Here is a 12,881-nt window from a genome sequence, read left to right on the forward strand (position 1 = left end):
CATGAATCAAGATACGATGGAACTAATGAAGACACTGACCGATTTTCAAGCGGCATCCGGATTCGAGCGAGAGCTTAGAGGCTTTGTACGCGGAGAAATTGAGAAATATACGAGCGAGATTGTAACTGACAGACTTGGCAGTATTTTTGGCGTGATGCGGGGCAATGAGAGCGGTCCGGTCATTATGGCGGCTGGCCATCTAGACGAAGTTGGCTTCATGATTACGGGCATTACCGAGAACGGCATGCTCCGTTTCCAGACGCTTGGCGGCTGGTTCAGCCAAGTGCTGCCAGCGCAGCGCATCCAAGTGATGACCGACAACGGCCCCATCGTCGGCATTATTGGCACGACGCCAGTCCATCTGCTCGACGAATCAGCGCGCGGCAAGCCGCTTGATGTGAAAGGCATGTACATCGACATCGGCGCAGACAGTCGCTCGCATGCCGAAGAGGTTGGCGTGCGCATCGGCCAGCAAGCTGTGCCATATTGCCCGTTCACCCCGCTGGCGAACCCGAAGAAGATTATGGCAAAAGCATGGGATAACCGCTATGGCGTCGGCCTTGCCATTGAGCTGCTGAAGGAGCTGAAGGGCAAAAAGTTACCGAACGTGCTTTACTCCGGCGCAACGGTACAGGAAGAACTCGGCCTTCGAGGCGCGAAGACAGCATCCTTTCTTATTAAGCCGGACCTGTTCTTCGCGATGGATGCGAGCGCGGCGAACGATATGAACGGCGACAAGTCGCAGTTCGGCCAGCTTGGCAAAGGAGCGCTGCTGCGCATTTACGATCCAACCATGCTGACTCATCGCGGTATGGTCGAGTATGTGCTCGATATGGCGCAGACGCACAAAATTCCTTACCAATACTTCGTTTCGCAAGGCGGTACGGACGCAGGCGCGGTGCATACACAAGGCATCGGCATCCCGTCGACTGTTATTGGCGTATGCGCAAGATATATTCACACTTCCGCATCCGTTCTCCACACGGACGACTACGACGCAGCGAAGGAGCTGCTCGTGAAGCTGGTTGAGAACTGTGACCGGTCGACTTACGAAACGATTGTTGAGCGTGCTTAGAAAAAGAAGTCGCCACTAGCAACTAGTGGCGGCTTTTTTTGTTGCAGGGAGACCGGCTGCGGCGACGAGACCGGCTGTCTACTAACTTTGAAACGTTCGCCCCCTCGTCTGCCTTCCCTCCTAACGAACTCAGAAAGCGTTATTCGCCCGTTTTCGCCGAATCTGAAATTCTAACGAACCCAGGAAGCGCTATTCGGGGCAAATCGCATGCTTCACACTTGTTTTAGGCCCAATAACGTCGCTGGGATTCGTTAGAATTTAATAATGAGCGATTTGGGGCGAATAACGCTTCTGAGATTCGTTAGCGATGTTAGTGCGCAGCGCCACGTCGGGTTCGCGGGTTCGTGGGGTTGCGGGGTTGCGGGGTTGCGGGGTTGCGGGGTTGCGGGGTTGCGGGGTTGCGGATTTTCGGATTTGCGGGGTTGCGGGGTTGCGGATTTGCGGGTCTGCAGGTCTGCTTGTTTGGAGATTCACGGGTTTGCAGATTCGCGCGTTCGACTGTTAGCAGGTTCGAGGATATGCAGATTCGATGGTTCACAGGTTTGCATAGCTGCTTGTTTGCAGTTCTGCTTGTTCGCGAGTTCCCAAATTCGCGAGTTCACAGGTTCAACGTTCCAGTTCCCAGGTCACCGAGCTGCGGTGACCAAGCTACAACCCGCTACAACAAACAAGAGTGCCCAAGAATCCTGGCACACAGGAACTTCTTGGGCACTCTACGTTGCCACTACTTTACCGCCATGTTGCCACCATTATTTTCTAGCTGCAACCTCGTAACATTACGCTGTATCCTTTCGTCCAATAAGTGAAAGTATAAGGAGGAAAGGGTGTATGGAAATGAACAACAATGTTGGTAATCGTCTACATGTCTGGTTCCGGCTCTCGGCAGCCGTTCTTATAACCGCTTCAATGCTCGTGCTGGCTGCTGGTTGCGGTCACGCTGACACTAACGACGCGAATACGTCTGCGCCGCTCAGATCAGCGGATCCGACGACAGTCTCTGATCGCATCGAGTCAGGGACGAATCCTTTTGAAGTGGCGGGCATTCGCGATCCTAAAAACTTCCTCACCGTATTTAATACGGTCAAGGACGCCATCGCGTCAGGCGATCAAGCCGAAGTTGCCAGCCATATTCTGTATCCGCTAAGGGTGAACAGCAAGTCCGGCACGGAGCTCTATCAGACACGGGCTGATTTCGTGCAGCATTACGACGAGATCATAACCGAGCCTGTGAAAAAAGCAATTGCGAATCAATCCGTCGATCAGCTATTCGTCAATTATCAAGGCGTCATGGTCGGCAACGGTGATATTTGGTTCGGCGGCAGCTCCGACAAGGAGCAGGTCATTGGGATTATCGCCATCAACCACGATTTCTAGAGAAACAATCGGCGCTGATACTCAGCAATGCTCGCATATTCCTCTTCCAGCTTGCCAGCAAGGCGCATGTAAATCGGCAGCAGCTCCCTATATTGGGCTGCTGCTTCTTTATTTGGCGTGTGCGAGTAATTCGAGCCCGTCATCTGCGAGACGATGTTAAGCGAATCCGCTCTGCCTGTCGCCACAAGTCCCAGAACAACCGCCCCGAGGCAGGAGCTCTCGAAGCTCTCCGGTATAATCACTTCCTGACCGAGCACATCCGCCATCATTTGGCGCCACAACGCCGAACGAGCGAAGCCGCCAGTCGCATGAATCCGAACCGGCTTCCCGATCGTCTCCTCCAGTGCTGCGAGTACAGAGTACAAATTGTAATTGATGCCTTCAAGCACCGCCCGCATCATATGCTCCTTACGATGATGCAGTGTCAATCCGAAGAAGGAGCCGCGCGCATCGGGATTCCACAGCGGCGCTCTCTCCCCTGTCAGATAAGGATGGAAAATAAGCCCGTCCGAGCCGGGGCGAACGCCTTCCATAATACGAGTGAGCATATCATACGGATCAATGCCGAGACGCTTCGCTGTCTCCACTTCAGCAGCCGCAAGCTCATCCCGGAGCCAGCGGAATATAATGCCGCCATTGTTGACCGGCCCGCCGATGACCCATTTCTGCTCCGTCAGCGCATAGCAGAAATAACGGCCTTGCGGATCGGTCACCGGCTTATCGACAAGCGTCCGAATGGCACCGCTCGTCCCGATTGTAACGGCGACAACGCCGGGGTCAACCGCGCCGACACCTAGGTTCGAGAGCGGGCCGTCGCTTGCTCCGACGACGAACGGCGTATCCACATGCAGTCCCATCGCAGCAGCATACTCGCCCCTAAGTCCCCGCTGCACATGCGTTGTTGGCACGAGTGCGGACAGCCGGTCTGTCGTTATGCCAGCAATACGGAGCGCTTCGTCATCCCAATCGAGTTTCTCCAGATTGAGCATTCCTGTTGCCGAAGCGATAGAGTGGTCGACAATATAGACGCCAAACAGCTTCACGAATATGTATTCTTTAATCGAGATGAACTTCGCAGCGCGTGCGAAGACATCAGGCTCATCATGACGCAGCCAGAGCAGCTTCGTAATCGGCGACATCGGATGAATCGGCGTACCTGTGCGCAAGTAGATCGCATGTCCGCCCATCTCCTCCTTCAGCCGCTTCGTCCATGCCGCGCTACGGTTGTCCGCCCAAGTGATGCCGTTCATAATCGGCATGCCATCTGCATCCACCGGAATGACGCTGTGCATCGCCGAGCTGAACGAGACGAACAGCACTTGCCCTGCATCGATGCCTTGCATCACTTGCCTAACGGTTGACACTACCGCGGCAAAAATCTCCTCCGGATTCTGCTCGGCAACCGCCGGCGTCGGCGTAAATAGTGGATATTCCACATGCGCCGAGGTGACGACTGTACCCTTTTCCTCGAACAGCACTGCTTTCGTGCTCGTCGTTCCGATATCGACACCTATCATATAGCCCATCGTCATGTTCCTTAACCTTCTCCCTCTGCTAGCAAATGCAGGTTTTGCGTTTAATACCGATTTTGCCCATTCCCGCCATCTTCGAAATATATGCAGTGGCAAGGGGCACTTTGCAGGCCGTATTGCCAACGTTGACATGCACTTTACCGACGGCTTCGGCGATTTCAATCGCTTCCTCGTGCAGTTCTCTCACATACGCCGCTGTCGATATGAGGAAACCGTTCATCGTATAGCGGACGCGGTTCTGCTCCTCATGAATGCGATCTCGTACCTCGTGAAGCAGGCTACGAATTTCTTCCATGTTGAGCTGCTCATCCGGCGTTATCGACAAGTAGTTCGCATACGTGCTCCAGCCGCATGCAGCAATCATTTCCTCCGGTGACCGAATCCATTCCATCGCTAGCTCACGGGCAAAAGAACTCTCCGCCGCCACACTCGCTACCGTATATTCAGCAAGCGAATACCAATACGCACCGCGCACCCAGCTCTGCAGCTGCTCCTTCGTGATCGTCTTCGGATTCACAGTTAGTCCAGCGAGATACATGGCATCACTGACACCAGAATCGTACAGCGAAAGCGCGAGTGCTTGATCCTTCTTAACTGGCTTTACTAACTTCTTCAAATCGCCAACTTTCACTCCGTAAAAGGGCTCTCGAGCGCCGTGATTCACAAGCGTTTTCTTCGTCTGCTCCGATCCCATCTCAGCTAAATGCTGCATTACTTCTTCGTACGTAATTGTCCTCACCCGCTTGTCCTCTTAATGAAACATATCTCCAACTATAGCATGGCTCCCCTGAACGGTACAAACGTACATCATAACGAAGAAACCCTTCACCGTCCGGCTGCAACCAGGTCGATAAAGGGGTTCTATAATTAGCTTCTGCCGTGAAGCGTTGGCGGCTCCGGCGGCATGAATGAGACGTTCACTTTCTGCTGCACAACGAGCTCATCCTCATTAAATTGAAACTCTGAAGCTAAATAAAAAGGCGTCTCGATATATCGAGCTGTAATCAAGAGCTTATCCGGTTCCTGCCAAGTAAAGCTCGACATCATGCGCAGGTTATGACCACGCTGGAACGGAGCACCTTGCGGCAGAATGCCTCGGCCTTCCGCCCATTCGCCACGACCACATCGGAGAACGAATTCGCCTTCACTACTCTCGTATGTGACGAGCGCTGCATCCGCTTCGAACCGAACGGTAATTGCGGTCAACTGCATCGAATTCTCCTCAAGCGTATATCTTTTGCCATTCACCTTCGACTCTGTGGAGGCTTCATCAGGATTCAACCGTGGAGGCTCGAGCGTGAGCGATGCAAGCTTGGCGATCAAAGCCTCGGCATCTTCTGCCGTCGCAGCCGAGCTCTCATCTGTCAAAGCCGGCAGCAAATGCGTCCAAATCCCGTCCAGCACACCCTGCATATCGTTCGTACCGCTTGTCAGCGCAATGACTGTATCCTGCTCCGGGAGGACGATGCAGAACTGACCAAAAGCACCGTCGCCCCGATAAGCGCCATGACGGCAGCGCCAGAACTGGTAACCGTAGCCCTGCGCCCAGTCGCTCGCTTCATCATCGCCATTGTTGATATGCTTCGAGGTTGCTTCATCCACCCAAGCTTCCGAGAGAATGCGCTTACCATCCCACACTCCACGCTGCAAGTACAGCTGCCCGAACTTGGCGATCGACTCCGTCGTCAGTGTCATGCCCCAGCCGCCAGTATGGATGCCGCGCGGGCAGGCTTCCCAAGTCGCTTCAGTAATGCCGAGCGGATCAAGCAGACGCGGCTGCAAGTAATCGAGAAGCTTCTGCCCACTTACCTTCTGAATGATTGCCGAGAGCATATACGTAGCCCCGCTGTTATATACAAAATGCGTACCTGGCTCACGTTCCACCGGTGCCTGCACAAAAGCGCGAACCCAATCCCCGTCTTCCGCAAAGGCAAGATACTGCATCGTATCGACCTCATGCCCGGTGCCCATCATGAGAAGATGGCGGACGCGCATCGCGCTTAAGTTAGCGGAAGGCTCCTGCGGTGTCACTTCGGGGAAGAACGAGATAACTGCATCGTCCAAAGACAGTAGCCCTTCGGCTGCGGCGAGGCCAATCGCGGTTGACGTGAAGCTTTTGCTAAAAGAGAACATCATATGCGACAGCTCAGGCGAGTATGGAGCCCACCAGCCTTCAGCCGCCACTTGGCCGTGGCGTACAATCATCATACTGTGCAGCTCGAGATGCGATTTGCGCCATGCATCAAGCAGTGAAGCAATTACAGCGGATGGAATACCGACCGCCTCAGGGGTTGTTCGGGGCAAACGCAGTTCCGTACGTGTGATGATAATCGCCTCCAATGATTTTGATTGAACATTCGTTACACATAAGATGACTGATAGCTCTATTCTAGCACTCAGCTGGTAGCAGATTCCATGTGGATTCTTTACTTAAATGACTTCGTTTGGGCATACTGATTGGTTAAGTAGAGCGGAAGGCAGGCCTTAACTTAACATGAAAGACTACATCATTTCTTGGATTATTGGCATTGGAATGCTGCTAGCTGGCATTATCATTATTCGCTGGTATTGGCTAGACATCGCTACCCATGTACGGCAGTACAAAAAGGAAAAGCACGACGGGCAGCTGCGGTGGTGGTGGCTCGATTGGGGCTTCATTGTCTGGGATGTGTTTCTAGGCGGCTTTCGTCCGAGCTTGATCATCGCGCTCATCCTGCTGCTGTGCGGTATTGGCATCGTCGTGGTGCAGGTTCGCGAGACGGTGGAGATGGTGATGGGTTAAGGCTTCGCCATGCTAGTGAGGTCTCATCTTGCCCACTTTCGTTTTTTTTGCTCTATCTTTATCAAAAAGTATTGTGATTACAAAACCGAAGAGCATCATTCCAATCGAATACGGAATTCCATTCACCTGATTCAGAAATTCAATCTCAAACATTCTGGATAGTACGGAAACACTGAAGCAAACCGCTCCCAAATAAAATAGTATAATTCCGAGATTACAAATTAACGGAAGTTTTTTGAATTCATTCATTGTCTTAATTTCATATGATATCTTCATTGATGTCCTCCATGAACTTACGATGAAACTATTATTGGTTACACACTTCTATCAAATTACAGCTTAGCCAGCCAATCATCCGAACCTACTGGACAAGAGCTGAAATACTTGAGCGATTCCCCCTGCAGCACGGGATTGCTTGTCGCGTTATAGCAGGTAATAAAAGTGCGGCGATGGCGATCTGACATGTTCGGAGCGGAGGCGTGCAAAAGATTGCTATGGAAGAACAGCGCCGTTCCCGGTTCCATCTCGCAATGCACAAGCTCAAACATGTTTTGTACCTGATGAATACGGCTCGGGTCAGCTCCTGTCTGAGAACCTACTCTGCCATGCTCCAATCGTCCGAGTTTATGGGATCCCCGAAGCACCTGCAGGCATCCATTCTCCACAGTTGCGTGGTCAAGCGCGATAAAGACACTCATCATATTCGGATATAAAAATCCCTGATCGTACCAGTAACCGTAATCCTGATGCCACTCCCAAGCTCCGCCGGATTTGGCCTCTTTGAGCATGACTTTGCCGTGGAAAAAGGCCGCATCCTCCCCCATTAAAATACGCACATTGTTGATGATACGCGGGCAAATCGAAACACTCGACCATACGTCTGATCCGAGCTCAAACCAGATGGCAAGCTTGGCTTTAAGGCCGGAACTATCGTCGGTGCTGTATGTCGTCCCCGCAACGCGATCCCCGCCTTCAATCTCGCGGATCAACAAGTCCACTTCTACTTTAGAGAACAGGTTCTTCATTAGCACGAATCCATCTCGGTTATATTGCTCCACTTCTTTATGCGTCACAATCATGTTCGTTCCCCCAGTCTACGAGTTAAAATGCAAAGACAAGCTCACAACTTCCGGCTCCCGCGGGATTCGCTGTCACACACTCCGAGAGTCGTCTTTTCGTACTCTCAGCTCGCTACTCGCCTCTTTTCACACGTGAGAGTCCATTTCCCCGCCTCTCACCTTCAACTTCGGGCGTGTTCTCCTATCCTATCTACTTCGTGGAAACATTTAACTTTCCTTCTCGATCTCTCACATAACTGCATCAAGCAAAAATGCCCTCCCGCACACTCCGTGCGAGAAGGCATACCTAAACTCACTTACAGCAGCACCGCTTCTCCCGTCTCCGCAGACCGTACGGCGCTGTACATCGTCCGCAGCACAGGCTCGAACTGCTCAATCGTATAAGGACTTCCGTCAATGTGAGTATCCTTCCCTTGCCATACATCATGCAGATGGTCAAAAATACCGAAGAATCCTTCGTACCGCGCAGGCAGCAGCTCTGCTTCACGTATGACGCCGTTACTCCCCGTAATGGAAACACGTCCGCCCTTCAGCTCAATCGTGCCTCTCTCACCTTCTATGCGAATATCGCCTAGATAGTCCGTCGGCTCCGCCCGAGAACCCCATGTCGTCAAATAATGAAGCCGGTACCCTTCCGATGTCTTCGCTTGCATCGCGGCAATCGGCAGCGTTCCTACTTTTGCCCAGGATGGCTTATAGGACTGCGCGTAGAGCGTCACCGGATGAAAGCCGAGCAAATAATGAAGTGTGCCAAAATGGTGATAAGACAAGTCTTCTAACGTCACATGCTTGTAGCTCGACATCCATCTGTTATGCACATTCGAAGTGAGCGGCAGCGTGCAGTTCCAGACGACATACTCGATTTTGCCCACAACAGAATGGTCCTGCAGCAGCGACTTTATCGTCCGAATGCTCGCCAGGTAGCGGTAAAATTCACCGACGATAAATTTGCCACCTCCACCTCCACTACTGCTGCGGCGGCTAAGCTGAACAAGCTCCCACATATCCTCAGCGCTATCGAGCCGAAGCTTCTGCACGATCAAATCAAGCCCCCGCTCCAGCACCTTTCGCTCCGCATCGATCGTATTCTTGCAATCATTCGGCACGATGATAACCGCAAGCTCTGCCGAAGACTGTACCAGCGCCGTGTCCACATCCGGATAGACCGGATAACGGTCCAGCCAGACTCGATCTTCAGCAGGAAGCCGCTCACTCTCGTCGTACAGATCAACGACACCAGCTACCTCCAAGTAGGGCCGCTTGCTCCATTCCCCAAGCTTCTCCGCGCCGAGCACAAGTATTCGTTTCGGTGGCGACGCGGCTTCCTTGCCGTGCTGTGTTTGCTCTTTTTGCTCTATTTGCTCTGTTTGCGCATCCCTCTCCATGGCCACTCCTCACAACCTCCTACTCTTGCGGCAGCTGATCGTACCACTGCCCGACCTGCTGCCAGAACGACTCCGGTATCGGTCGCTCCAGAGATGCAATCGTATTCGTCACGTCCGCAGCGATGCTCGGTCCCGACAGTGTAATATCAATCTGCGGCTGCCGCACCGGGAATTGCAGCGCTGCGTCCGTGATGGATACACCATTCGCTGCGCATAGGTCATACAACTCGCTCGCCCACCTCTGCCGCAGTTCAAGCTCAGGAACGCCGCGTGGAATATCTACTTCCATCGGCGGCAGCCCACAGAGCAAGCCCGTCAAGAGCGGACTTGCATTAATGACGCCTCGCTTAAGGCCGCTTGCCTCGGCAATTAATGACGATGCGCTCGGATCAACCGGCGTATAGTCCGAATAAGTCAAGATCGTATCGAACTGGCCGTGATTTGCAGCAATCGCGAGCAGCTCATGCTGCCTTGTCGCAAGACCGATGTTCCGGATCACGCCGCGCTCCTTCGCTTCAAGCAGCATGTGCAGCACGCCGCCCTCTGCGAGCACATTCGTTAACACATTCGGATCATGTACTTGAAAGAGGTCAATATATTCCGTCCGCAGTCGAAGCAGGCTTTGCTCCAGACTAAGCTTTGCAAGCGCGGCCGCTTCCTTCACTGTCACATCCTCGCGCACACGCACCTTCGAGGCGAGAAACAACGACTCCCGCGGCACCTGTGCGAGAAAATGGCCGACAATGCGCTCGCTCTCGCCGTAGGCGACCGAGGTATCGAAATAGCGGACGCCGCTGTCATACGCAAGCCTCAGCACCGCTGCTTCGCTGTCCATCGTCGCCGTATCCATCGCGCCTCGACCAAGCCATGCGCAGCCGACGCCATATGGAATCCGGTTGCCGGCTGCTGTTTGCAGCAAGTACCGGTTTATTGTCTGTTTGAACTGGCCTGTTTCTGCTGCCATGTCCATATTGCTCTCAACTCCTCTACCGACTGCCCACCGTATAGGCCGGGTCATGAGCAAACCGCTTCATGCCGAGATGCAGCGTAATTTCGCTGCCGGGCAGAAGCGTCACCTCAAGCACGTTATCTTCAATAACGGCTTCCTCCATACCGTCGCCATCCGTGCTCCGCGTCCGGTACGCAGCGGTTGTGAACTGGTGCTCCCCGAACGCCCCGGCATAGATCGCCAGCTCCCGCTTCTGCGACACACTGAGGTTGACCAGCTTGACGGTCAGCCCTTCCGCATCCATATGCTCGACGAGGGCGCCGACATCGGCCGGTAAGCCCGGTCGCCCGCGCTCTAAGTCCGCGTATCTGATGCTTGCCATCAGCAGGCCTCCGTTATAATCCGGCTGCGGCGCGCCTAGCGTCAGCTGAGTCAGCCCTTCCGCCGTTACGGGATTACGCGCCTGTAAATACCAATCTCCGTACGTGGACGGGTCCTGTGTATCGTCGCGCATGAACTGCAGCCGTCCGTAGACCTGCTCCAGATTGTGCATCAGAATCTCCTCCGGATAAGCCGGATAATCGCCTTGCAAGTAGCTGATCCACGCTTGCTCATGCCCGCCTTGATCCTTCTTGCGGAGCATGTTCACCTGCTCCCATTCCCGCGTCTTGCTATTACGAATCGTCACGAGCCGTGCAAGATCCGCCTCATCACGCGACATGTTCCACAGATGAGCAATATAGCGTGAGTCCATCGGCAAGTACTCGAACCAGCCGTCATGGCGGTATATCTCGCCCTGCTCATTCTTCAGCGCAGGCTCGCAGTTGTACGGCGGCTTCTCGAACGGATCACCCTTCTTATGCGGCACGTATAGCGTTCCATTGTCTCGGACGCCAAGCTTGATCAAATGGTCGATTTGCGAGCGAGGCAGATCGAGATAGCTGGCATCCTGGAACAACAGCATCGCATTCTGGCCCGCGATAACTGCCGCATCGCCGACGGTCTCCCAGCCATGAGGCCACGTCCAGCCGTAGTAGCCGCCGTACCATTTCCCCCCGTTATGTTCGCCTACTATGCCGGATAGCCCAACGTTATCAGGCAGAATGCCGCCGTTCTGCGCGGTCCGCTCTACCCAGCCGTCCACATAGGTGCGAATCCAAGCTTTATACTTCTCCTCGCCGGTCAGCAGATAGGCGTTCGCAAGCATCGTCGTCACCGCCAAATTGACCGCAACATCGCCGTAAGCCTGCCGCTCCTTCATCGCCGTACCCATGAGCGCCGCCTTGTCATGGTCCTTCAAATCATCGACGGTCTCCACGCCTGGCACATCAAGGAACGGGAGGCCATACCATTTCTTCCAGTCCTCGTAATGCCAAGGCTCGCCGGAGAAGTTCCGATGGCCTGGCCCTTTGCTGCCGGTATGCGCGCTCCGCAAAATATTGTGCTTCTCGTCATAGTTCGGCGCATCCGGGTCCTCGTTCATATAGAAGCCGGCGAACCGCTTCGCTCTATCCATGTTCCTCTCATTCGAAGGATCTGCGAGACAGAGCAGATAGAAGAACAGATAGCCTTCGCCTTGATGGAACCAGTCATAGCCTTGCTCATATTCCTTAACGACCATCGGATGACCGTGTCCGCTATCGTATCTCGTGAACTGCTCGGTGATCGCGTCGAACTCCTTATGCGACAGATCCAGAAACCGGTCAGCCCCGCCGAGCAAATAGAACAGCGGCCAATTGTGGAAGCTCTCGTACGCATCATCCAGCGCGTCGACTCCGACGTGATCCTCCTTCGTCGGCCACATGATCGTACCGTCCGAATAAACATACTTTTCCAGTAGCGGGTCGATCGCCGCATTCATGAGATCAATCAACTGACGCTCCAGGAGCGCCCACTTCGGCGGTTGGCCGAATGGCAAATCAGCTACAATTGTTTGTGCGCGTCTTTCCATCCTTATCCTCCTGCTCTAGTGATATGGCGAATCCAGCCTTCTACACAGAGATCGAGCCAGAACCTCGCCTCATCCGCATCCGCTTCCTTCGCATCCATCAGCCATTCCGGCAACCGCGATTGTTCGATCGTATCAAGCGCCTCCATGCGAACCGTCTCGGGATCGATATGCTGAATGAGCTGCGTTTCTCCTTTTCCGGCATGGCCGATCGGCATCGGTCCCAGATTGTCCGAAGGATAGCGCAAATACGTATCAATGCCTGCAACCTGAATGGCCCCGAAAATATTCGGGTTCGGCAGCGTGCTCGGATCCCGCCAGCCCCAAGAGTGGCCGTAGCCTTGTGCCTCTTCGCGCGTAAGCTCCGCAGCCGCATGCCTCAGGCTCAGCGCCTGCAATCCATCCATACCTTGGTGATGCTGGACAATATAGATCTGCTTAAAGCCGATCATCCGCAGCCGCTTCAGCAGCTCCTTCGCATAGGCTTCAAAAGGCGCCGGGTCGAAGTCGATCTCCCCGTCCTCCGGTCCTGCTGCCCACGACATCGTCGGGCCGAACGCAATCGGTGGAGCCACGACGCATGGGATTCGCTTCTCCACCTCTGTGCAAATATGGCTCGCAATCATTGCATCCGTCCCAATTGGCAAATGCGGTCCATGATATTCCACAACGCCCGAGCCCATAATGAGCGGCAGGTTATCTCGCACCGCTTCCCGAACTTGCTCTGGCCGCATACGCGTCAAATACATCGCCTGCT

Annotated in this window: 11 protein-coding genes; 3 read left to right on the top strand and 8 right to left on the bottom strand. The window is 53.9% G+C overall.

All coding sequences use genetic code 11. From position 1 onward, the window contains the following. Position 1: 1 nt before the first annotated feature. Together BMY11_RS12715 and BMY11_RS12720 are read left to right on the top strand one after the other, a co-directional pair. Entirely contained in the window at positions 2-1,075 is a 1,074-nt protein-coding gene (locus BMY11_RS12715) for a M42 family metallopeptidase (protein ID WP_090576180.1), read from the top strand. An 828-nt stretch (positions 1,076-1,903) separates the two neighbouring features. Beyond that, on the top strand, positions 1,904-2,449 hold the full coding sequence (locus BMY11_RS12720) for a hypothetical protein (protein WP_090576183.1): 546 nt from the start codon (positions 1,904-1,906) through the stop codon (positions 2,447-2,449). On the opposite strand, the gene gntK is transcribed toward BMY11_RS12720, so the two are convergent. The 3 genes from gntK to BMY11_RS12735 form a co-directional block, all read right to left on the bottom strand. Next, positions 2,446-3,981 (bottom strand): gluconokinase, encoded by a 1,536-nt coding sequence (gene gntK, locus BMY11_RS12725; RefSeq protein WP_090576186.1) that lies wholly within the window; start codon positions 3,979-3,981, stop codon positions 2,446-2,448. The genes BMY11_RS12720 and gntK overlap by 4 nt on opposite strands. Before the next feature lie 22 nt (positions 3,982-4,003). Continuing rightward, complete coding sequence (locus BMY11_RS12730) at positions 4,004-4,711, bottom strand: DNA alkylation repair protein (RefSeq protein ID WP_090576763.1); 708 nt, start codon at positions 4,709-4,711, stop codon at positions 4,004-4,006. Positions 4,712-4,848: 137 nt separating this feature from the next. Continuing rightward, positions 4,849-6,285 carry a serine hydrolase domain-containing protein gene (locus BMY11_RS12735; RefSeq protein WP_256217438.1) on the bottom strand — a complete coding sequence of 479 codons (1,437 nt, stop codon included), beginning with the start codon at positions 6,283-6,285 and terminating at the stop codon, positions 4,849-4,851. Positions 6,286-6,475: 190 nt separating this feature from the next. Here BMY11_RS12735 and BMY11_RS12740 point away from each other — a divergent pair, with 190 nt between their 5' ends. Further along, positions 6,476-6,763 (top strand): hypothetical protein, encoded by a 288-nt coding sequence (locus tag BMY11_RS12740; protein ID WP_090576188.1) that lies wholly within the window; start codon positions 6,476-6,478, stop codon positions 6,761-6,763. Between the two features lie 332 nt (positions 6,764-7,095). Here BMY11_RS12740 and BMY11_RS12750 read toward each other — a convergent pair whose 3' ends face one another. The 5 genes from BMY11_RS12750 to BMY11_RS12770 all read right to left on the bottom strand — a co-directional run bounded on the left by BMY11_RS12750 (position 7,096) and on the right by BMY11_RS12770 (position 12,873). After that, positions 7,096-7,842: a phytanoyl-CoA dioxygenase family protein gene (locus BMY11_RS12750; protein ID WP_090576194.1), complete on the bottom strand. Its 747-nt coding sequence runs from the start codon at positions 7,840-7,842 to the stop codon at positions 7,096-7,098. Between the two features lie 296 nt (positions 7,843-8,138). After that, positions 8,139-9,233, bottom strand: a complete 1,095-nt coding sequence (locus BMY11_RS12755; RefSeq protein WP_090576197.1) for a Gfo/Idh/MocA family oxidoreductase — start codon at positions 9,231-9,233, stop codon at positions 8,139-8,141. Between the two features lie 13 nt (positions 9,234-9,246). Continuing rightward, the gene (locus BMY11_RS12760) at positions 9,247-10,197 is read right to left on the bottom strand and encodes an aldo/keto reductase (RefSeq protein WP_177182619.1); all 951 of its coding nucleotides are present in this window, start codon (positions 10,195-10,197) and stop codon (positions 9,247-9,249) included. A gap of 16 nt (positions 10,198-10,213) precedes the next feature. Further along, complete coding sequence (locus BMY11_RS12765; RefSeq protein ID WP_090576203.1) at positions 10,214-12,127, bottom strand: DUF8034 domain-containing protein; 1,914 nt, start codon at positions 12,125-12,127, stop codon at positions 10,214-10,216. 2 nt (positions 12,128-12,129) lie between these two features. Continuing rightward, a complete protein-coding gene (locus tag BMY11_RS12770) occupies positions 12,130-12,873 on the bottom strand; it encodes a creatininase family protein (RefSeq protein WP_090576205.1) in 744 nt (247 codons plus the stop codon). Positions 12,874-12,881: the final 8 nt, after the last annotated feature.

Source organism: Paenibacillus sp. OV219 (genome assembly GCF_900110075.1).
Classification (GTDB): domain Bacteria; phylum Bacillota; class Bacilli; order Paenibacillales; family Paenibacillaceae; genus Paenibacillus_Z.

Bases quoted from the DNA above. Each gene is read 5' to 3' on its own strand.
- BMY11_RS12715 (WP_090576180.1), top strand. From the start codon at position 2: ATGAATCAAGATACGATGGAACTAATGAAGACACTGACCGATTTTCAA.
- BMY11_RS12720 (WP_090576183.1), top strand. From the start codon at position 1,904: ATGGAAATGAACAACAATGTTGGTAATCGTCTACATGTCTGGTTCCGG.
- gntK (WP_090576186.1), bottom strand. From the start codon at position 3,981: ATGACGATGGGCTATATGATAGGTGTCGATATCGGAACGACGAGCACG.
- BMY11_RS12740 (WP_090576188.1), top strand. From the start codon at position 6,476: ATGAAAGACTACATCATTTCTTGGATTATTGGCATTGGAATGCTGCTA.
- BMY11_RS12750 (WP_090576194.1), bottom strand. From the start codon at position 7,842: ATGATTGTGACGCATAAAGAAGTGGAGCAATATAACCGAGATGGATTC.
- BMY11_RS12760 (WP_177182619.1), bottom strand. From the start codon at position 10,197: ATGGACATGGCAGCAGAAACAGGCCAGTTCAAACAGACAATAAACCGG.
- BMY11_RS12765 (WP_090576203.1), bottom strand. From the start codon at position 12,127: ATGGAAAGACGCGCACAAACAATTGTAGCTGATTTGCCATTCGGCCAA.
- BMY11_RS12770 (WP_090576205.1), bottom strand. From the start codon at position 12,873: ATGTATTTGACGCGTATGCGGCCAGAGCAAGTTCGGGAAGCGGTGCGA.